Genomic DNA, 21,707 nt, shown 5'->3' on the forward strand with positions numbered 1-21,707 from the left:
AATCGAACGTATTAAGTTTTCGTTAATAGAAACACCTAATATTATTATAATATGAAGGATTAAGTGCAGAAAAAAAGCCTTTCCGTTATCGAAAAGGCTTTTTTAAGAGCAATTTGTTCAAACCAATCATCATTACTGCCCCAACAGCTTCTGAAAGGCTAGTTCAACCTTCTCAAATGAAAAGCCCTTCAGGACTTCTTCCATTTTTTGATCAATTTCATTCAGACACAAATTCCCAATACTCCCTTCATGTGTATGGTTTACCGCCATATCGGGCTGAAATTCACCTCTGTTTATTTCCTCTCCCACTTCCCGGTAGGCATCACGAAAGGGTACTCCGGAAAGCACCCGGCGGTTTACCTCTTCCACGCTATACATATATTTATAACGTTCATCATCCAAAATGGACTGGTTCACCTCCAGGTTGGCAATTGCAAAATTGGCAATGTCCAAACAGTCATTCAACTCGGCAAAAGCCGGAATGAAGACCTCCTTCACCAGTTGCAAATCCCTGAAATAACCACTGGGCAGGTTATTCACCATTAATGTAATTTGATTCGGCAATGCCTGTATCTTATTACAGTGCGAACGCAAAAGCTCGAAAACATCCGGATTCTTCTTGTGCGGCATAATACTGGAACCTGTCGTCAGCTCCTTCGGCAACGACACAAAATTGAAATTCTGACTCATATACAAACATACGTCCATGGCCAGCTTTGCCAGCGTAGCCGCCACTGACGCCAACGCAAAGGCAACAACCTTTTCCGTCTTACCTCTTCCCATCTGCGCGTATACCACATTGTAATTCATGGTATCGAATCCCAATAAGTCCGTTGTCATCTGCCGGTTCAACGGAAAGGATGAACCGTAGCCCGCAGCCGAGCCCAGCGGATTCTGGTCGGCTACCCGGTATGCAGCCTGAACCAGCAACAAATCGTCAATCAAACTCTCCGCGTAAGCACCAAACCACAAACCAAACGACGAAGGCATTGCTACCTGAAAGTGCGTATATCCGGGCATCAGCACTTCTTTATATTTTTCACTTTGGGCAACAAGCGTGCGATACAACGACTCAACCTTCTCTACTATTAATTTTAACTCATTACGAGTAAAGAGCTTCAAGTCGACCAGAACCTGGTCATTCCTGGAGCGACCGCTATGGATTTTCTTCCCAACATCCCCCAGCCGCTGGATCAACAGCATCTCAACCTGGGAATGCACATCTTCGACGCCATCTTCAATAACGAAATCACCGTTTTTGATCTCCTTATATATATTACGTAGTTCATTGGTCAAAACCGTGAGCTCATCTTTCTCGAGCAGATGAATAGACTCGAGCATATGAATATGTGCCAACGAACCTAGCACATCAAATTCAGCAAGCGAATAATCCATCTCCACATCTTTACCGACTGTGAATCTTTCGATTAGCGAATCGACTTTATATCCCTTGTCCCAAAGTTTCATGATATTTATTATTAGGATTTGCCAAACAAAGTTAATTGAAGTTTGCACAAAGGACTATTCATAGCCACACATTGAGCTCTAAATACGAAAAATTTGATAATCCCTTAATTATTCCGACCCGATTTAGTCATTATCTATAAAATTTCATCACACCCCCTCTTAGGCCACCCCACCAGCAGTAAAAAACTGTTCTTACCAAAACAGACTTCATTCTATTCAAATAACCAATACCTTAACATTTACCCCAAGCAGAATTCATTTTACAATCATTTTGTCATAAATACCCTTTTTTACCTACCAATTTGGGACGATCTTTTAAATTTTTGTTAATTGATGATACCACCCCTTATTTTTATGAGGTTCAAATGAAAAATAAATATACTTTTGAAATCGTTACCCCATTTGAAAAGGGGTTGAATTTCATTTTTTATTGTTTTTTATAATTTACACCCTATAAAATTAGCACCAACACGAAAAATAAAGACAACTCAGGAAGAAAACTTAAAATGCATGTTTAACCCTAAAAATTGCTCAAAATGAAAAAACTTGTTACTGTATTCTTCTCATCCTTACTGTTGCTTTCTGCAACTGTAACCATGGCTCAGGATTCAAAAGGCTCCTGGAATGTTGGAGCAGACCTCTATAACCGTTACGTATGGAGGGGAACTGACTTTGGAAACTCACCTGTTGTTCAGCCCACCATTGAATACTCGGTTGGTGGTTTTGCTATTGGCGCCTGGGGTAGCTACTCGCTGAGTGCCAACACAGGCGGCACCGAAGCAGACCTCTACATGAGTTATGCTTTCGATTCCGGATTGAGCTTCACATTTACCAACTATTATTTCCCGGTTGAACCAGGAAGCAGTGGTAACTATTTTGACTTCAGCAACACGTACCACACTTACGAAATTGGTGCGTCTCAAGCTCTGGGTAATTTCTCCCTTTCGGGATATTACTACCTGAATCAAAACAACGACCTATACTTCGAAGCTGGTTATTCTTTCAAAAAGGTAGATCTGTTTGTAGGAGCCGGAAACGAAAGCTACACCACCGACACCAACTTCAATGTAGTCAACATTGGCCTTTCTACATCAAAAGAAATTCCGATTACCGACAAGTTCTCGCTGCCTGTTACCGGTAGTGTCATTGTCAACCCCGATAAAGATCAAATATTCTTTGTCGTAGGTATTTCTCTCTAGTCCATCATCAAGAAAAAAATCACATACACATGAAAAAAATTGAAGCGATTATCCGAAAAACAAAATTCGATGAGGTAACAGAAGCCCTCAAAGAAGTAGGGATTGATTTCTTCTCGTACTGGGATGTCCGGGGTATCGGACAAGCCCGCCAGGAAAGAGTCTATCGTGGAGTGGTTTACGACACGAGTTCCATTGAGCGCACTAAACTATCCATCATTGTGCGTGACAAAAATCTGGACAAAACGATAAAAGCCATTCTGGAAACAGCCCGGACCGGTGAAATTGGTGACGGAAAAATCTTCGTTGTTGATATCCAACAGTCCTACCGTATCAGGACCGGTGAGTCTGGTGATGAAGCCTTGTTTATTAAAGGTTTGGAGGAGTAAATCAAAACATTCAAAATATTAAATTATGCAAGATACTTCGAAATTAACAGATATTGCGTCGGCGGTTAGTTCCAACGCAACCTCACTCGATACCGTCTGGGTACTTGTAGCAGCCGTTTTGGTGATGTTCATGCAGCCTGGCTTCGCAATGGTGGAAGCCGGTTTTACCCGGGCAAAAAATACAGCCAACATTCTGATGAAAAACCTGATGGACTTCAGTGTCGGTTCATTGGCTTTTTGGCTGGTTGGATTTAGTCTGATGTTTGGCAGCGACATCGGTAGTTTTATAGGTAAACCGAATCTCTTCTTTACCGCAAGTTACGGGAATGACATTCCGGATTTAGCCATCCTGTTTTTCCAAACCGTATTTGCGGCAACTGCGGCAACAATTGTTTCCGGTGCCGTTGCTGAACGGACTAAATTTAGTTCATACCTAATTTTCAGTGTCGTTATAACCCTTTTTATTTATCCTGTTTCAGGCCATTGGGTCTGGGGCGGAGGTTGGCTTTCGGAACTTGGCTTTCATGATTTTGCCGGCTCGACCGTTGTTCACTCTGTTGGTGCCTGGTTAGGTCTGGTAGGTGCCATTATGGTAGGACCCCGTATCGGGAAATACAACGGCAAGTCAAAGGCCATTCCGGGCCATAACCTCACCTTTGGCGCTCTTGGCGTATTTATTCTGTGGTTTGGATGGTTTGGTTTTAACCCTGGTTCACAGCTGGCAGCTGCCGGATCAGATAATTCTCATGCCATTTCATTAATATTTATTACAACTAACCTGGCAGCAGCTGCGGGGGCTTTAACCTCCATGTTTGTTTCGTGGGGACGTTATAAATTCCCGTCGCTGTCCCTGACACTGAACGGTGCTTTAGCAGGATTAGTCGCCATTACAGCTGGCTGTGACACGGTTACTCCGGGTGGCGCAATTATCATTGGCGCTGTTGCCGGAATTATCCTGGTATTCGGAGTTGAATTTATCGACCAGAAACTGCGCATAGACGACCCAGTGGGTGCAGTATCGGTTCACGGATTGGGTGGAGCCGCCGGAACCTTGATGGTTGGTCTGTTCTCTACCAATGGTGGTTTGTTCTATGGCGGTGGAGCAAAACTCCTGGGTATTCAGGCAATCGGTGTACTGGCAGTTATGGCCTGGACTTTAGGTACTGGCTATATCCTGTTCAAGGTCTTGAAATCAACTATTGGCCTGCGTGTTTCACGCCGGATCGAAGAGGAAGGTCTGGATGTTTACGAACACGGAGAATCAGCTTACAACTAACAGCCATAGGTTAGTTATAAGACGAGGGGGAGTTGTTCATTCAACTCCCCTTTTTGCGTTCTTACATTTCGTTTTCTCTTCTAATTATACGCGGCTTGTTCCTTTTTCAGATTTCCCTAACTTAGGAAACCTGAATCGTAAAGCAAACATAATGGTAAAAGAACCTCAGCAAGTCCCTTTGCTTAAAAACCCCAACCTACATATTATTTTTTCAATTACCCTGATTGCTGTAATGGGCGTAGCCAGCATCACGCCGGCCTTTCCCGATGTGATGCATTACTTCAAAATCACTCCGGTTGAAGTCGGATATCTCATCACGGCTTTTACCTTGCCCGGAGTATTACTTACGCCTATCGCCGGGATTTTGGGCGACCGACTGGGACGCAAAAACATCCTGATTCCTTCCCTACTCCTTTTCGGAGCGGCAGGACTGGCCTGCATGTTCACCCGCTCGTTTCATATTCTGTTGGTCTTCCGCCTTCTCCAGGGAATCGGAGCAGCATCGCTAGGAAGTCTGAACATCACCTTGATCGGCGACCTCTTCTCGGGACAACGCCGGGCGGCTGCTATGGGATACAATGCCAGCGTGCTCAGTATTGGAACCGCTTCTTATCCGGCTGTTGGCGGTATGCTCGCCATGTACGGATGGCAATATCCTTTCATTTTACCCATTCTCGCGGTCCCGGTTGCCATTTGGGCTTTAACCCGCCTGAACAATCCCGAACCAGACAAACAACCAGACTTAAAAACCTACCTGAAACGAGCGTGGAACAACATTAATCAACGCGACGTTTGGGGATTATTCGTGATAAACATCCTCATCTTCGTCATTCTCTATGGTGCTTATCTCTCCTATTTCCCGCTGCTGCTTGAAAACCGACTACGCGCCAACTCACTGCAAATAGGCCTTATGATGTCCGGTTTCTCTGTTGTCACCGCCATCACCTCCTCACAACTAAAAAATATCAATCGCTGGTTGAAGCCTCGAACTCAATTGATTTTCAGCTTCAGCTTTTACCTGGTTACGATGGTCGTTATGTCGTTCGCTTCGTCATGGTTTGTACTTTTCATTCCGCTCATCACCTTCGGACTGGGACACGGCATGGCGATTCCAGGAATTCAGAATCTTCTGGTCGGTTTTGCTCCGATGAAGGAACGAGCCGCTTTTATGTCAATCAATAGTATGGTGTTGCGTCTGGGCCAAACAATCGGTCCCGTTTTTATCGGTTTCTTCTACGGCCTGGGTGGAATTTCCACTGCTTTTATTGCGGGAGCCGGCGTAGCCCTCACGATGATATTGCTGGCGGTCTTTTTTATCCGGTTAAAAACAGATACGAACGCGACCACCTAAGGAACCTTTCATCAGCCTGATTTGTATTATTACTAACAGAAATAATTATCTCGACATATGCGCAAAGACGATATCAAACTGGGAGAAGCCGTCTCGATGGGAATTGGCGGAATGGTAGGAGGCGGAATATTTGCCGTTCTCGGACTCGCCATTTCATTGAGCAAAGGAGGAACACCGGTTGCTTTTATGCTGGCCGGAATCATTACTTTATTAACGGCATATGCCTACTCTAAGCTTTCGCTGAAATATCCAAGTAAAGGTGGAACTGTCAACTTTATTAACCAGGCATTTGGCAAAACCATCTTCAGCGGAGGTGCCAACAACCTGTTATGGATTAGCTACATCATTATGCTTTCGCTGTATTCCTCAGCTTTTGGCAGCTACGCCGGAAACCTTTTCCATGTCGTTAGTGACCCAACGCTCAATAAGCACCTGTTCATTTCGGGAATTATCATTTTCTCGACCATATTGAATTACCTCAGTGTTCGCGTTGTGGCTGAAGCAGAATCGGTTGCCGTTTACATCAAGATGACGATTCTGACGCTGTTTATTATTATTGGCGGTTATGGGCTGTTTCATGCTAATCATCTTACTCAGTTCGAATTCAACAACTGGACCGGTCCGGTTAAATTGTTCAGCGGCGGAATGGTTATTTTCGTGGCTTACGAAGGTTTTGAGCTGATTGCCAATGCCTCATCGGATATTGTCAACCCCAAAAAAAATATTCCACGCTCCTATTTTATCGCCATCTCCATTGTGATTTTGCTTTATGTGCTGATTTCATTTGTAACGGTCGCGTCCCTTTCGTTCGATAAGATTCAGAAAGCCCAGGAATACGTACTGGCCGAAGCCGCCAAACCGGAACTGGGACACATCGGGTTTACCATCATCACGCTGGCAGCCATGATTTCTACGTTCACGGCAATCAATTCAACACTTTTCGGCGGAAGCCGTGTGAACTATGAATTGGGAATCGACGACGAACTGCCACACGAGTTCACCAAGCATTTCTGGAACCAGCCGGTGGGACTTCTTTTTACTTCGGCTTTTACGTTGCTTATCGCGAATACGCTCGATCTGGAAAGCATTTCTACATCCGGTAGCGCAGGCTTTCTCATCATTTTTGCGATTGTCAACCTGGCCAACGTCCGATTGTACAAAGAAACCGCCTCGAAACGGTACATTTCAATTGCCGGCTTTGTGATGTGCTCTGTAGCTTTTCTCTTCCTGTTAAAGAATCAACTGACGAACAATTTCTGGGGAATGATCATTTCGTTAGGCATTATTGCCACCTCGTTTGCCATGGAGTATATTTATAAAGCTACCGAGAAGAAGAAAAAAACCGAATCGGCCTACTCCAAAGACTGACAAAAAATTTCGTGCTTCAGATTCCGGGTAAATCAAACCTCCGGCCGTTTCGACTGTTTTATGGAGAGAATACCCTAAAACAAATCAGAATGAACCTGGAGAATATTACCCAATTAATCAAAGAGAGAAGAACGCATCCTACTCGCTTTTTTAACGACAAGGAAGTTCCGAAAGAGCTCATCAAACAATTGCTTGAAAATGGCAACTGGGCCCCTAATCACAAGAAAACGGAACCGTGGAGGTTTGTTGTCATCAGTGGCGAAGGCAGAGAGAAATTTGTTTCGGAAGTGAAAACCGAACTGGAAGAAGCACAAAAAAACGGAGCCGACATTCCTGGCGACAAGGTCAACAAGTTTGCGCTGCACTTCCGGAAGGCACCAGTAGCTGTTGCTATTATAGCCAATCTCGATGAAGAACACCGCCTTCCCGAATGGGAGGAAATGGCTGCCGTTTCCATGGCAGTACAAAATATCTGGTTATCAGCTACCGCTGCAGGATTGAGTGCTTTCTGGGCAACGCCTCCGTTTATTAGCCAATTAGGTAGCTGTCTCGATTTGAAACCGAACCAAAAATCGATGGGATTTCTATTCCTGGGATATGCAAACCGACCATTCCCAGCCAATGGAAGAGAGCCCATTGAAGACAAAATTACCTGGAAGGAATAAGTCGCTAACCCGTATTTTTTAGTGTATCCAAACAAAAACCACAAGTATGACCTCTTCTGAAGAAACAAAGCTGGCTATATTGATTGACGGAGATAACGTTCCGGGCAAAATGGTCAAAGAGATGATGCTCGAAATTGCCAAGTATGGTAATGCAACCATCAAAAGAATTTATGGCGACTGGACCCGCCCCAACCTCAACAGCTGGAAGAATGTGCTACTCGAAAATGCCATTACACCTGTGCAGCAGTACAGTTACACAACCGGGAAAAATGCTACTGACTCGGCAATGATCATCGATGCCATGGACATTCTCTATTCCAAAAAAGTCGATGGTTTTTTTCTGGTATCCAGCGACAGCGATTTTACCAGGTTGGCAACCCGTCTGCGGGAAGCAGGGATGAAAGTGTATGGCCTGGGCGAGAAGAAAACGCCCGATCCATTCATTGCCTCCTGCGATAAATTCATCTATATCGAAATCCTGCAGGAAGATTCGGACACCGATTCAAAAACGGAAGGAGCATCCGGCACGAAAGGAAAAGCCAAACGAAAAAAGACCTTTGACAGAATTACCGGAAAAGTAATTCGCTTAATCGAATCAACCATTAATGACACGGCAGATGAAGATGGCTGGGCATTCATGGGTGACGTAGGGACGCTGTTATTGAAAAAACAACCCAACTTTGACCCGCGAAATTTCGGATATCCCAAACTGACTCCGCTCATCGATTCGATTGATAAATTTGAAATTGAGCCAAGAGCCAGCCAGCGAGGAAAATCTAACCTTATTTATGTTCGAAACAAGGAATAATACTTGTAAAAGTGATTAAAATGCTATAGCAAATCCACTTTTAATATCTATTCCTCACAACACAACAAGTCCACACACCACTGAAATACAGATAAATACCAGACTGTTTTCGCACACGGTGAATACACGGTTTTTTATTATTTTATTAATAAAAGTCATATATTTACCCCTACGAACCATGTATTTCTCTCAATGACAGATGATCAGAAAATATGGAATGATTTTAAATCGAATAAAGACTATGCTCTTTCCCATATTTATCATCACCACATTGATTTGCTCTTTCGCTATGGAAGAAAGTTCACCAGGGATGACGATCTGATTAAGGATGCCATCCAGGAACTCTTTTTTGATTTAATCAGGAGCAGAGAAAATTTGGGTGACACAGATAATATCCGGTTCTATCTGCTCAAGTCATTAAAAAACAAACTAATCAGGATATTACAAAAAGATCAGAAATACATTCATCAAAAGACAGAAAATAACCAGCCGGAATTTTCATCTGTCTATTCGTACGAAGAAGACCTAATTGAACGTGAAAACAGGGAACGAAACGAACAATTACTTTTAAGAGGACTAAATGAACTCTCTCCGAGGCAACGTGAAATCCTTTTTTACCGTTTTACCTGTGAACTTGACTATCCGGAAATCTGCGACATCATGTCTATCAGGTATGACTCAGCTAGAAAAATGGTTTTCAGAGCATTGAATGCACTCAGAAAGGTAATCAGCTCAAGCGATATTATGCTGTTTTTCCTGCAAAAATCAATTCAATGTTAATTTATTTTAATTTTTTCTAAAATTTTCTGTCCACAAACTGCCCCCTCGTGTCTTTACTACTTAAAAGCATAACTGTAAAGACACCAGCAATTGAAAGTTAAGTACCTAAAATACACGACAGAGGAGCTGATTGACAACAAAAACTTCAGGGCCTGGATATTACACGGCAAAAAGAATAAACAGTGGAGTGAGTTTATCAATCTGTTTCCGGAATTTGAGGAGAAAGCACAGACAGCCCGGAAAATCATCCTCTTTTTACACGAAAACGGAACAAGTTCGCAATCCGCTACGGTACATGAACTTTGGAACGAGATTCAGGAATTTGACAAGAAGATAAACCGGCGCAAACAGTTTATTCGTTTCGGAGGATATCTGAAATACGCTGCCATCGTTGTCTTTGCTCTGCTAATTGCAGGCGTTGGATACCGGGTGATACGGAACAACGAAGGCCCTTATCAGTTTTCACAAAATCCGGTAGCCCAAGGCAACGACGATGCACGGCTGGTTCTTTCGAACGGACAGCACATTGCGCTTCGTAAAAACAAATCTTCTATTCGGGTCGACAATACCGACGACGCAATCAAGATCGATAACGACAGTGTCATCAATATGGCTCAACTCGACGCACATAACAATGGCCAGGGATTGAATGAGGTTACAATTCCTTACGGGAAAAATAGCTATATCGAACTGACCGACGGGACCAAGGTGTGGCTGAATGCCGGGAGTAAATTCGCTTTTCCTACCCGCTTTACAGGAAAAAAACGCATTGTTTACTTAACAGGAGAAGCCTATTTTGAAGTAAAACATAACGACAAGCAGCCCTTCGAAGTGAGTGTGCAGGGAATCATCGTCAAGGACATTGGAACCCGTTTCAATATTTCAGCTTACGATTCGGACAAAAGCATTGAAACCGTATTGCTGGATGGAGAAGTCGAATTGAAAGAAGCTGGTGGATTTAGTCTGCTGAACAAAGAGATTGTGATGAAGCCAGATCATAAAGCGTCGTTCAATAAATCGGAAAAGGTTTTCAAAGTGGTTCCGGAACCCAATGCCGACCAGTACATCACCTGGATCAACGGGTGGTACCAATTCTCAGGGCAACGAATCGACGATGTATTCAAACGGCTGGAAAGATATTATAATGTGCAGTTTATTTATCGCCGGCCGTTCCCTTCGTCGGAGTTAGTCGCCGGCAAACTTGACTTGAAAGATTCTCTAAAACAGGTATTAACAACCTTATCCGATATTGTTCCAATTGATTACCGGATTTCGGGCAATCAGGTAATCGTAAACCAGAGAGTAAATGAATTAAATCCGAGAAATTAAAAACAATGAAGGCCAGGAGTCTGCCAACTCCCAGCCTTCTGAAAATCAATGTAACATAAGTTTCACATTAACAGTCCAAATGTATGAAAAAAATTTGTAGGAAATTGTACCCTTCCTATGGGGGTGCATCTAATCTCTTGCTCAAAATGAAGCTATTAGTTGTCTTCGTTTTCGCCGCTTTTTCAACCTACGCGGCAACAAGTTACTCACAGGAAGTGATGTTTAACTTCAACCTACGATCGGTCACTGTTAAACAAGTATTTAATCAAATCGAAAACAACAGTGATTTTATCCTGATTTACAACGAAAATGCTGTCGATTTGAACCGGACTGTATCCGTTCGCGCGAGGAACGAATCAGTTCAGGATGTCCTCGACCAGGTTTTCAGGAATACCGGAAATACGTATAAAATTTATGACCGCCAAATCGTGGTCAAAGCTCCGGTAGAATCGCCAAAAATGCCGAAAGTATCGACTTCCGGTCAACAACAGAAAACCATTTCAGGTACGGTAACCGATGAGGATGGGACCGCGCTGCCTGGAGTTACCGTCGTTATTCCAGGTACGACAACCGGTACCGTAACCGATATCGATGGTAAGTTTTCGCTCGATATTCCGGCGGATGCCAAAAATCTTTCCTTCTCTTTCATCGGCTATTCCACCCAGGTGGTACCGATTGGAGAACTGACAACTTTCAATATCACCCTGAAGCCGGAAACTACCCAGCTGGGTGAGGTTGTGGCAGTTGGTTATGGTGTTCAGCGCAAAAGCGATCTGACCGGCGCTACCGACCGGTTAACTGTTGACGACATGAACAAGAGTGTCGCCACATCTCCTGTGGAAATGATGCAGGGACGTGTTTCCGGTGTGAACATTACCCAAAACAGCGGTGAACCGGGAACAGGAATGACGGTACGTATTCGTGGTTCCAACTCCATCCGTTCCGGACAAACTCCGTTGTATGTGGTAGATGGTGTCCCGCTGGACAACGCCAACCTTACTCCCGACGGAGGAACCGCAGCCGGTATCAACCAAAGTTCCAAGCTCAATCCTATCAGCTTCCTGAATCCTGACGACATCGAATCAATCGATATTTTGAAGGATGCATCGTCCACCGCTATTTATGGTGCCCGTGGTGCCAATGGTGTTATTATCATTACAACCAAAAGTGGTAAACAAGGAAAAGGAAGTATTACATACGACGGTTACATGGGGGTTTCTCAAATCCGTAAAAAAATGGATATTTTGAGCGCCAGCCAATTCCGCAGCTATACCAAAGCTGATGGTTCCAAACTGCTCGATTTAGGCGCAAATACCAACTGGCAGGATGAAATCTTCACGACAGCCATTACACAAAGTCATAACCTTAGCTATGGGGGTGGTACCGAAAACTTCACCTACCGCTCTTCATTCGGTTACCTAGACCAGGAAGGTATTGTAAATGGCACAGGAATGAAGAAAATTAACGGTAGTATCAAAGTTTCGCAAAAGGCTTTCAATGGTAAACTGAAACTGGATGGAAACCTGACCATTTCTCATATTGAAGATATGCGTGCTCCGATTTCAGAAACCGGTGGTTTCGAAGGCGACTTGATTCTTACCGCCCTCAAACTGAACCCAACTTATCCAATCTACAATCAGGACGGCACCTACTATCAGCATGCCATCGACCAACGTAACCCCGTAGCCATGATTAACCTGGTAGACGACCGGACACAAACCGATCGCATCCTGGCTAACATGTCTGCAGAATACGAACTGATCAAGAATCTGAAATACAAAATCAATATCGGTTTCGACCGGACCAATGCCGAACGTCGGGTCAATCAGAATAAAAAGCTGACTTATCTTTCAAACAAAGGTGAAGCAGATATTAACAATATCACCGCCAACAACCGCATGGTCAACAACTACCTGACTTACCTCACGAAAATTGGCGATGACCATTCGTTCAACTTCCTGTTAGGTCAGGAGTACCAATATGTGAAAGTAACCACACACAACACAAATGTAAACGGCTTCGAAGTTGAAGACATCAAGTACACCAACAACCTTGGTTACGGTGATTTTTCGAATGCCGATGTTTCTTCTTCTGCTTACGAACGGGAACTCCAATCATTCTTCGGAAGGGTTAACTATAATTATAAACAGAAATACCTCTTTACTTTTACCGGACGTTACGATGGTTCATCTAAATTCGGTAAGAATAAGAAATATGGTTTTTTCCCGTCCGCTGCTCTTGCCTGGAGACTTTCACAGGAAGATTTCCTGAATAGTTCGACTACAATAAGTAATCTGAAGCTTCGCTTAGGCTGGGGACGCACCGGTAACCAGGAAATTCCGGATAAAATTTCGTTGATGGCCGTAGGTACCACTGCTGACGCCAATGGATATATAAATGGTGCACTGTCTCCCGGAATTACTTTCATCAGGACTCCGAACCCAGACATCCAATGGGAAACAACAGAGCAGACCGACCTGGGTCTCGACTTTGGATTTTGGGATAACCGCCTGTCAGGTACCCTTGACTATTTCCATAAGAAAACCTACAATGTGCTGCTTGAAATTCCTTCCAAAGCACCTGCTGCAACACAAACACAGTGGCAGAATGTTCCGGGGCTGAAAATCCTGAACGACGGTATTGAGCTTTCGCTGAACGCTCTCCTGGTACAGAAAAAGGATTTCACCTGGGAACTGGGAGGTAACTTTTCTTACATCAAAAACGAGGTTAAAGATCTTCCTGTTAAGTTGATTGAAACTGGTAATGCCAGCGGACAAGGTCTTTCGGATACCCGTGTGCAGATTATCACCAACGGACAGCCTATCGGAACATTCTACGGAATGGTATTTCAGGGATTCGATTCAAATGGAATCAGTATCTATAAAACCGATGGTGACGGAAATGCCTTGAAAGAATACTTGGGCTCAGCATTGCCGGATTTCACCTATAGTATGACCACCAAGGTTCAGTACAAGGGATTTGACTTTAGCATGTTCTGGTATGGTTCACATGGAAACAAAGTGTACAATAACACGGCAAACGCATTATTCACGAAAGGTGCACTCGATAAAGGCTATAACGTAACAGTGAACGTACTGAACTCAGACGAAAGCCCTAACAATTCCAATGCTTACTCATCGCGTTTCATTGAGGATGCTTCATTCTTAAGATGGTCAAATGTGACGCTTGGCTATACCTTCGACACGAAGAAAATTAGTTGGTTAGGCAGTGCGCGCGTTTATGTAACGGGTAATAACATAGCACTTATCACCAACTATTCCGGTTTCGATCCGGAAGTGAACGTGGATGCCAACCAAAATGGTGTTCCTTCGCTCGGAATCGACTACACCCAATACCCAAAACCGCGCACATTTACCTTTGGTGTTAATCTTAAGTTTTAATGCTTAAAAAGATGAAAAAAATGAAAAAGCTTAAATTAATTAAATATAGTGCAGTGCTCTTCTTACTCGGAATAATGGCCTGTACCAATCTCGAAGAAAACGTACTGGATGAACAGTTGGGGACCAACCTTGTCAATGATCCGTCCAACATCCAGGCATTGATCAACCCTCCGTATGCCAGCTTGCGTCATACCATTGAATGGTATGATTACTGGGCATTGCAGGAAGTAACCTCAGATGAAGTGATCGTTCCAACCCGTGGTTCCGACTGGTACGACAACGGCGCCTGGATCCAACTGCACTTACAAACCTGGACACCTGACCACATCCGGATGAAGAACGTATGGAATGCTCTCAACCAAGGAGTTTCCCGTGCGAATACGGCAATTTATTACATTGGTCAGTTCGCCCAGGATGCCACTACCGAGCTGGATATCAACGAAGCTCGTTTCTTACGGGCCTATTTTATGTATTTAATCGATGATTTGTATGGACAAGTTCCTTTCCGTCAGGCAGATGATTTGGATTTCTCCGCTACACCGGAGGTTATGAACAGAAAACAAGCTGCCGACTTCATCATTTCAGAACTGAAAGCCATCATGCCCAATCTGAAGACCAAATCAGACGTTGGCTCTGCCAGGGTTACACAAGGTGCAGCACAGGCACTTCTGGCCAAAGTTTATTTGAACTATGAAGTTTATACAGGTGAAGCTAAATGGGATAGCTGTAAATACTACTGCGATCAGCTGATTAACAGTTCAGATTATGCAGTGGCTGACGACTACTGGTCGATGTTCCAGAAAGACGTAGCAGAACATCCGGAGTTCATTCTGCGTGTTCCGATGGACGATAACGTTACTATGGGTAGCGGTAGTGTTTGGGTCAATTTCACCCTGCATTACAGTCAGACTTTCGGAAATATCACCAGTACATGGAACGGCCCTTCTACTACCTCAACGTTTTTCAATACATGGGATAAGCAAAATGATGTTCGCTTCTACGACGACCGCATTAAAAGCCAAACAGGTTTCAACCAGGGATTTTTGGTTGGTCAACAATACGGACTGGACGGAACAGCTTTGGAACAACGTAATGGAGATCCTCTTGTGTTCGTTCCTGAAATTAACCTCACCAGCTCGCCTGAAAATGCTGGTATCCGAGTGGTAAAGTTTGCTCCGAACCCGGAAACGCAAAACCAATTCTCGTCTCCTAACGACGTTCCGATTATGCGTATTTCGGATATCTACCTGATGCGTGCAGAAGCTGAACTGAGAATGGGTGATGAGCCAAGTGCTTTGGCCGATGTAAACTATCTTCGCTCAAAACGTAATGCTCCCGACCATACCTTACCTCAATATACGACACTCACGCTTGGTGATATTTTGAAAGAGCGTGGTTATGAACTGTATTGGGAAGGCTTACGTCGTCAGGATTTGATTCGCTTTGGTAAGTTTACTGACCCGTGGCAGGAAAAACCGGCAACTGATGCCAGTAAAGAAATATTCCCAATCCCACAGTCAGCTGTCGATGTTAACGAAAATCTGACTCAAAATCCTGGTTATTAGTCCGGGACAATTTCATAAGTGGATTAATAGAAAGATGCTGCCCCGGAATGGGGCAGCTCTTGTTTTAAACTGAGCCTCAACAGGCATCCTGTGAGCATCCAAACATCATCGATCGAACATCACATAGAAATCTTACTTCCATCATGAAATATGTCCTTCTGTCACTTCTCATTCTGGTAATCGGAAACAATGTATCTAGAGCATCAAACGAACAGCAGGAAGGTTGGGAAATTACAGCGACCGATACCTCCAACTATGTCGGCATATCCTTGGCCAATGGCCGAATCGGACTCCTCCCGTCTGCTGTACCCTTCAAGGTAAAATCTATCATCCTGAACAATGTATTCGATGAATACATGTACAACAAAAAGGAGCGCCTTATCACCAGCCGGGTATTATTGGGAATCAACTTTGCCAACCTGAAAATGGTGATCGACGGAGACGCAATCACTGCTCAAAATATCTCCCACTGGAAACAGGTTCTAAACATGAAAGATGCCCGATTGACCACCTCTTTTCAGTTCAAAAACAAAGCCTCTATTTCTTACTCCATCTACGCTTTACGCGGAATGCCCTATTCCGGTATGATGGATGTAACCGTGAAGGCCCTGAAAAAGGACGTCAAAATATCGGTATCCGGACAAATCATTTGTCCGAAGGATTATAATCATGTGGTACAAGTTTTTAAAACACCTCAGGACAATGAAATCCGGATGCCTTTACTACAAACGGTGGCGTTAAGTCCTACCGGGAAACAAAAACTGGCCACCACAGCCACATTCGTTTTCAACAACAATGAAGAACCGAAGTTGAAAGAATCGGTTGAATCGCCATTTGAGCATTCTCTCACTTTCTCCCGGGAACTAAAAAGCGGCAAAACTTTCAATTTTGCCTGGGCCGGTGCTGTTTGTACGTCGAAAAACTTCAGTGATCCGCAAAGTGAATCGGAACGAATGGCCATTTATATCATGCGGGGCAATAAACAGGCTGTGATTGATCAGCACACCCGCCTCTGGCATCAACTCTGGCAGGGAGATATTCAAGTGGAAGGCGATTTGGAATCGCAACGCGATATTCGCCTGGCTCTTTACCATCTGTATGCCTTTTCACGTGATGATTCCAATCTCAGTTTATCACCGATGGGACTTTCATCGCAAGGTTACAACGGTCACGTTTTCTGGGACACCGAGATATGGATGTATCCGCCGTTACTGGTATTCAATCAGGGAATTGCCCATTCCCTCCTGAACTACCGGGCTGCTCGTCTGGACAAAGCCAAACAAAAAGCATCTGACTATGGATACAAAGGCGCAATGTTCCCCTGGGAATCGGATGATACCGGAGAAGAGGCCACACCAACTTTTGCTTTAACCGGGGCTTTCGAGCAACACATCACAGCTGATGTGGGAATTGCCTTTTGGAACTATTTCCGGGTAACCGGAAACAAAGAATGGCTGAAAGAAACCGGCTACCCGGTTATCAAAGCAACGGCCGATTTCTGGGCCAGTCGTGCGGTTAAAAACTCTGATGGCTCCTACTCCATCAACAACGTGGTGGGAGCAGATGAATTCGCGCCCAACGTGGATGACAACGCCTTTACCAATGGCTCCGCCCAGACAGTGATGCGTTATGCAGAGAAAGCGACTGAGTTGCTCAACAAAAAACCGAATCCCAAATGGGAAAAAGTGGCTTCCAACCTACGTTTTTACTATTTCCCGGATGGTGTCACCAAAGAACACAAAACTTACAAAGGGGAGTTCATCAAACAGGCCGATGTCAATTTGCTCGCTTATCCGCTTCAGATTGAAACCGACACCGCAGCTATTCGCCGTGACCTGGCGTACTACGAACCCAAAATGGCAAAAGACGGACCGGCCATGGGGCACTCCATCGTGTCGATTCTCTATTCCCGTTTGGGAAATGCCGAAGAGGCTTTCCGGATGTTCAAAAAGGCTTATATGCCCAACAAGCGTCCTCCGTTTGGCGCTCTGGCCGAATCGGCTACCAGCGATAACCCCTATTTTGCTACGGGTGCCGGAGGAATGCTCCAGGCCGTCATCTTCGGCTTTGCCGGATTGGAAATCACCAGCCAGGGCATTGACCAACATACTCCGTGCCTGCCTTCGCAATGGAAAAAGCTGACTATTACAGGTGTTGGTCCCGAGAAGAAAACCTTTACCATCGTTCATCACAAATAGTTTAGCTAGCACTTGTTCTTATGTTAATTTAAATCATTTTTGTTATGAAAGTCAGAAAATATTTTGCTCTGCTGACGGTGGCCATTTTAACAGCCATGGCAGCATGCCAGTCACCCACAAAAAAGGATGACCAATCCATTCCGAACCGAAAATGGTGGAAAGAAGCCGTTGTTTACCAGATTTATCCGCGAAGTTTTAAAGACAGTAACGGAGATGGAGTCGGTGACTTGAAGGGAATTATCTCCAAGCTCGACTACATTAAAAGTTTGGGCGTGAATGTCATCTGGCTGAACCCAATCTACGCCTCCCCTAATCATGATAATGGATACGATATCAGCGATTACCGGAAAATTATGAAAGAATTCGGGACCATGGCTGATTTCGATAGCTTGCTGAATGGAATGCACCGTCGTGGTCTGAAACTGGTACTCGACCTGGTGGTCAATCACACCAGCAGCGACCATGAGTGGTTCAAACAATCACGTAGTTCGCGCACCAACCCTTACCGGCACTTCTACCACTGGTGGCCGGCCGAAAAGGGAAAACCTGCCAAACGGTACAGCTATTTCGATGTTGACAACAATGCATGGAAATACGATTCGACGACCAATGCCTATTATCTGCACTACTTCGCTCGTTCACAACCCGATTTGAATTGGGAAAATCCTGAGGTTCGTAAGAAAATCTACAGCATGATGCGCTATTGGTTCGACAAAGGCATCGACGGTTTCCGGATGGATGTGATTCCGTTTATTTCAAAGGATACGACCTTCCCTCCACTTCCGAAAAAATACCACGGTAACTTCCTGCATTACTACGCTAACGGACCACATCTGCACCAGTATTTGCATGAAATGAACCAGAAAGTCCTGAGTCACTACGATATCATGACGGTAGCCGAAGGTGCTGGCGTCACCAGCGACGAAGCCATGAATTTCGTCGATCCGAAGCGTCAGGAGCTGAACATGCTATACAACTTTGAAGTGATGGGACTTGGTTTAAAAGGTGGAGAGTACCGCGACCTGGATTCCAACGGAGTCAGCCTGGTACAGTTCAAAAAGATTTACACCAAATGGGACAGCGTTTACGGAGAAAGAGGCTGGGGAACTATTTTCCTGGGTAACCACGATATGCCCAGAATGGTCACCCGGTGGGGAAATGATTCACCGGAATACCGGGAGCTCTCGTCCAAAATGCTGACAACTTTCCTGTTGACAATGCATGGAACTCCTTACTACTATTTTGGTGACGAACTGGGAATGGACAACATCAAATTCGACAGCATCAGTGATTACCGGGACATCGAAACCCTGCACATTTACGAGCACATCAAGGAAACCGGTGGTGACTTGCAGCGCTTCCTGAACAACGAAAAGATGATTGCACGCGATAATGGCCGAACACCTTTTCAATGGGATACGACAGCCAATGCAGGTTTTACTTCCGGGACACCGTGGATAAAAGTGAACCCAAATTACAAAACGGTCAATGAAGCGGTAGAAGAAAAAGATCCCAATTCTACCCTCAACTATTTCCGCAAAATGGTTCAGTTCCGGAAAAACAACCTCATAATGGTTTACGGAAAATATGAGTTGCTCGATCAGGACAATCCCAACGTGTATGCATACACTCGTGAACTCAACGGCCGGAAAATGTTGATTCTGCTCAACTTCACCGATCATCAGGCTGATGCTCATCTTCCGGTTAACATGAAAAATGCCAAACAATTAATTGGCAACTATTCGAAAACAGCTGAAAAAGAAAATCCATTATCGTTGAGACCTTACGAAGCCAAAGTTTATCAACTCTGATTTGAAGATTTTACCTCGACACCAAAGCTGACATGTTTTCCACCACAAGGGCTCCTTTATTGGGAGCCCTTTTTGTTTATAATGATTCCAAAATTCAACGGAATTGAAGTGACGTGCTCGCACACCATTTTTTTTTTAATATTTTTATTGTGTTGATTAAACACAATGAGAATATCATAGTCTAACAGAAAATCAACTTAGACGAATGATTATTGACTGAATTAGCCAAACGACACAAACAATATCTTTACATAAAACTCTCTAGTGAAGAAGTTTGCAAAAAACAAAACCGGAATCTGTTTACCAATATAGTCTCTCAACCTAACTTCTTCGTCGATGCTAAACCAATTTAGTTTCCCGGCGAAGAAGTGTTTTTGCTTTAGTATTTTGTTACCGAAACATAACTAAACCTGACATGAAGTATCTTACACGAAGAGATTTTTTTCGTCGTACTGCCTTCGGAATTCTTCCGGCACTCGCTTTGCCTCATCTTGCTCATTCGTCATTGTCTTTTTCGTCTACCGATGTAGAAGTGGAAACGTCTTATGGCAAGCTTCGTGGATTGCGAACGGAGGGTGTGAATATTTATAAAGGTGTTCCCTATGCGGGAAGTGTATCCGGCGAGCGACGTTTCTTAAAGCCGGCCGCACTAAAACCATGGACCGGTGTCAGGGAAGCCACGCGACTGGGACCGCCTTCCATTCAGCCTCCCAATCAAACCTATGGCATCAATGAACCCGATCCGGCAGAAGATTGCCTGACGCTTAACATCTGGACGCCCGCCAACGACGATAAGAAAAGACCCGTCATGGTTTACAATCACGGTGGTGGTTTTAGAACCGGTTCGGCCGGAAGTGTAGCACAAGACGGTTCCAACCTCGCCCGGATGTATGATGTCGTGGTTGTCGCCACCAATCATCGGCTGGGTTTGCTCGGTTATCTTTACCTTGATGAAATTGCCGGCGATGAATATGCCGGCTCCGGAAACCGCGGAATTCAGGACATCGCTATCGCGTTGAAATGGGTTAATGAAAATATTTCAGCTTTCGGCGGCGATCCCGATAATGTGATGATTTTTGGCGAATCAGGTGGTGGAGCAAAAACATCCTGCCTCTATGCCATGCCCGAAGCAGCACCGTATTTTCACAAAGCCTCCATTGAAAGCGGACCGGGCGTAATGATGAAAACAGCTGATGTCGCAGCTGAAACCACCGAGTTGTTACTGAAACGACTGGGAATAGCACGTACCGACTGGAGGAAACTCCTGAAACTTCCTCCTTCGGTACTTCTCGATGCGCAAGAGCAACTGCAAAAGATGGGAGACCTTTCTCAAATCGCCGGTTTCCATGGCATTGGTGCAGCTGGCAAAGGCGGGTTCGGTCCGGTGGTCGATGGAGTTGTTCTCTCAACTCATCCGTTTGATCCGATAGCTCCCTCCCTCTCAAAAGAGAAACCGTTGCAGGTTGGGTGGAACGAAGATGAGTTCATCTTTTTTGCAATGGTTTCCGGAGACACTGAAGCCTTTCAACTAACTCAGGAGAAATTATACCAGCGAATTGAGTCCATCCTGGGAGATAAAGCTCAGTTGGTTGTCGACACGTACCGGGAAGCTTATCCCAAAGCCACACCAACCCAGCTCTTTATTGCCATCCGCTCCATCCTGATCATGGGATTGGGCTCCATCACCATCGCCGAAAGGAAAACAAAACAGGGTGGCGCTCCGGCTTATCTCTACAACTTCGGTTACAAATCTGATTTGAAAGTTCCGGGCACCGACTATGAATTTGGCTCGATGCACGCGCTGGATATTCCATTCAAGTTTCACAACATCGATAATGTGCTGGACAAATCGGGTCACCGAAGTTCCAGTATGGCCGGCAATCGGCCTGAGCGTTTTGCTGCTTCGGACAACATGTGCCAACTGTGGACTTCCTTCGCCAGGACGAGTGTCCCTTCAGCAAAAGGACAACCAACTTGGCCGGCCTATAACCTGGACAATCGTCCCACCATGCGTATCGACTCTTCCTGTGAAGTAATTTATGACCGATACGCCACAGAACTAAGCATGTGGCGAAAAGCATTGAGTTAAAGATAAAACCTAAC

The 21,707-nt window shown here is 44.6% G+C and carries 15 protein-coding genes; 14 read left to right on the forward strand and 1 reads right to left on the reverse strand.

Annotation, left to right across the window (positions count from 1 at the left end; all coding sequences use genetic code 11):
• Positions 1–132 precede the first annotated feature (132 nt).
• Positions 133–1,467 (reverse strand): argininosuccinate lyase, encoded by a 1,335-nt coding sequence (argH, locus tag CLV93_RS00910; RefSeq protein WP_106540290.1) that lies wholly within the window; start codon positions 1,465–1,467, stop codon positions 133–135.
• A gap of 536 nt (positions 1,468–2,003) precedes the next feature.
• Here argH and CLV93_RS00915 point away from each other — a divergent pair.
• The 14 genes from CLV93_RS00915 to CLV93_RS00980 all read left to right on the forward strand — a co-directional run bounded on the left by CLV93_RS00915 (position 2,004) and on the right by CLV93_RS00980 (position 21,693).
• Complete coding sequence (locus CLV93_RS00915) at positions 2,004–2,666, forward strand: TorF family putative porin (protein ID WP_106540291.1); 663 nt, start codon at positions 2,004–2,006, stop codon at positions 2,664–2,666.
• 29 nt (positions 2,667–2,695) lie between these two features.
• On the forward strand, positions 2,696–3,052 hold the full coding sequence (locus tag CLV93_RS00920) for a P-II family nitrogen regulator (RefSeq protein ID WP_106540292.1): 357 nt from the start codon (positions 2,696–2,698) through the stop codon (positions 3,050–3,052).
• Positions 3,053–3,077: 25 nt separating this feature from the next.
• Positions 3,078–4,328, forward strand: coding sequence for an ammonium transporter (locus CLV93_RS00925; protein WP_106540293.1), 1,251 nt, complete (start codon positions 3,078–3,080; stop codon positions 4,326–4,328).
• 151 nt (positions 4,329–4,479) lie between these two features.
• Positions 4,480–5,679 (forward strand): MFS transporter, encoded by a 1,200-nt coding sequence (locus CLV93_RS00930; RefSeq protein ID WP_106540294.1) that lies wholly within the window; start codon positions 4,480–4,482, stop codon positions 5,677–5,679.
• Between the two features lie 57 nt (positions 5,680–5,736).
• Positions 5,737–7,047, forward strand: a complete 1,311-nt coding sequence (locus tag CLV93_RS00935) for an APC family permease (protein ID WP_106540295.1) — start codon at positions 5,737–5,739, stop codon at positions 7,045–7,047.
• A gap of 89 nt (positions 7,048–7,136) precedes the next feature.
• Positions 7,137–7,712, forward strand: coding sequence for a nitroreductase family protein (locus CLV93_RS00940; RefSeq protein ID WP_106540296.1), 576 nt, complete (start codon positions 7,137–7,139; stop codon positions 7,710–7,712).
• A gap of 46 nt (positions 7,713–7,758) precedes the next feature.
• Positions 7,759–8,520: an NYN domain-containing protein gene (locus CLV93_RS00945; protein WP_106540297.1), complete on the forward strand. Its 762-nt coding sequence runs from the start codon at positions 7,759–7,761 to the stop codon at positions 8,518–8,520.
• Positions 8,521–8,712: 192 nt separating this feature from the next.
• Entirely contained in the window at positions 8,713–9,300 is a 588-nt protein-coding gene (locus tag CLV93_RS00950; protein ID WP_106540298.1) for an RNA polymerase sigma factor, read from the forward strand.
• A gap of 90 nt (positions 9,301–9,390) precedes the next feature.
• Positions 9,391–10,629, forward strand: coding sequence for a FecR family protein (locus CLV93_RS00955; RefSeq protein ID WP_106540299.1), 1,239 nt, complete (start codon positions 9,391–9,393; stop codon positions 10,627–10,629).
• 146 nt (positions 10,630–10,775) lie between these two features.
• Entirely contained in the window at positions 10,776–14,030 is a 3,255-nt protein-coding gene (locus CLV93_RS00960; RefSeq protein ID WP_246187172.1) for a TonB-dependent receptor, read from the forward strand.
• A gap of 20 nt (positions 14,031–14,050) precedes the next feature.
• Entirely contained in the window at positions 14,051–15,595 is a 1,545-nt protein-coding gene (locus tag CLV93_RS00965) for a RagB/SusD family nutrient uptake outer membrane protein (protein WP_106540793.1), read from the forward strand.
• Between the two features lie 143 nt (positions 15,596–15,738).
• The gene (locus CLV93_RS00970; protein ID WP_106540301.1) at positions 15,739–17,793 is read left to right on the forward strand and encodes a kojibiose hydrolase; all 2,055 of its coding nucleotides are present in this window, start codon (positions 15,739–15,741) and stop codon (positions 17,791–17,793) included.
• A gap of 44 nt (positions 17,794–17,837) precedes the next feature.
• On the forward strand, positions 17,838–19,604 hold the full coding sequence (locus CLV93_RS00975) for a glycoside hydrolase family 13 protein (RefSeq protein ID WP_211297712.1): 1,767 nt from the start codon (positions 17,838–17,840) through the stop codon (positions 19,602–19,604).
• A gap of 415 nt (positions 19,605–20,019) precedes the next feature.
• Positions 20,020–21,693 carry a carboxylesterase/lipase family protein gene (locus CLV93_RS00980; RefSeq protein ID WP_106540302.1) on the forward strand — a complete coding sequence of 558 codons (1,674 nt, stop codon included), beginning with the start codon at positions 20,020–20,022 and terminating at the stop codon, positions 21,691–21,693.
• Positions 21,694–21,707 lie beyond the last annotated feature (14 nt).

Source organism: Prolixibacter denitrificans (genome assembly GCF_003014495.1).
Classification (GTDB): Bacteria; Bacteroidota; Bacteroidia; order Bacteroidales; family Prolixibacteraceae; genus Prolixibacter; species Prolixibacter denitrificans.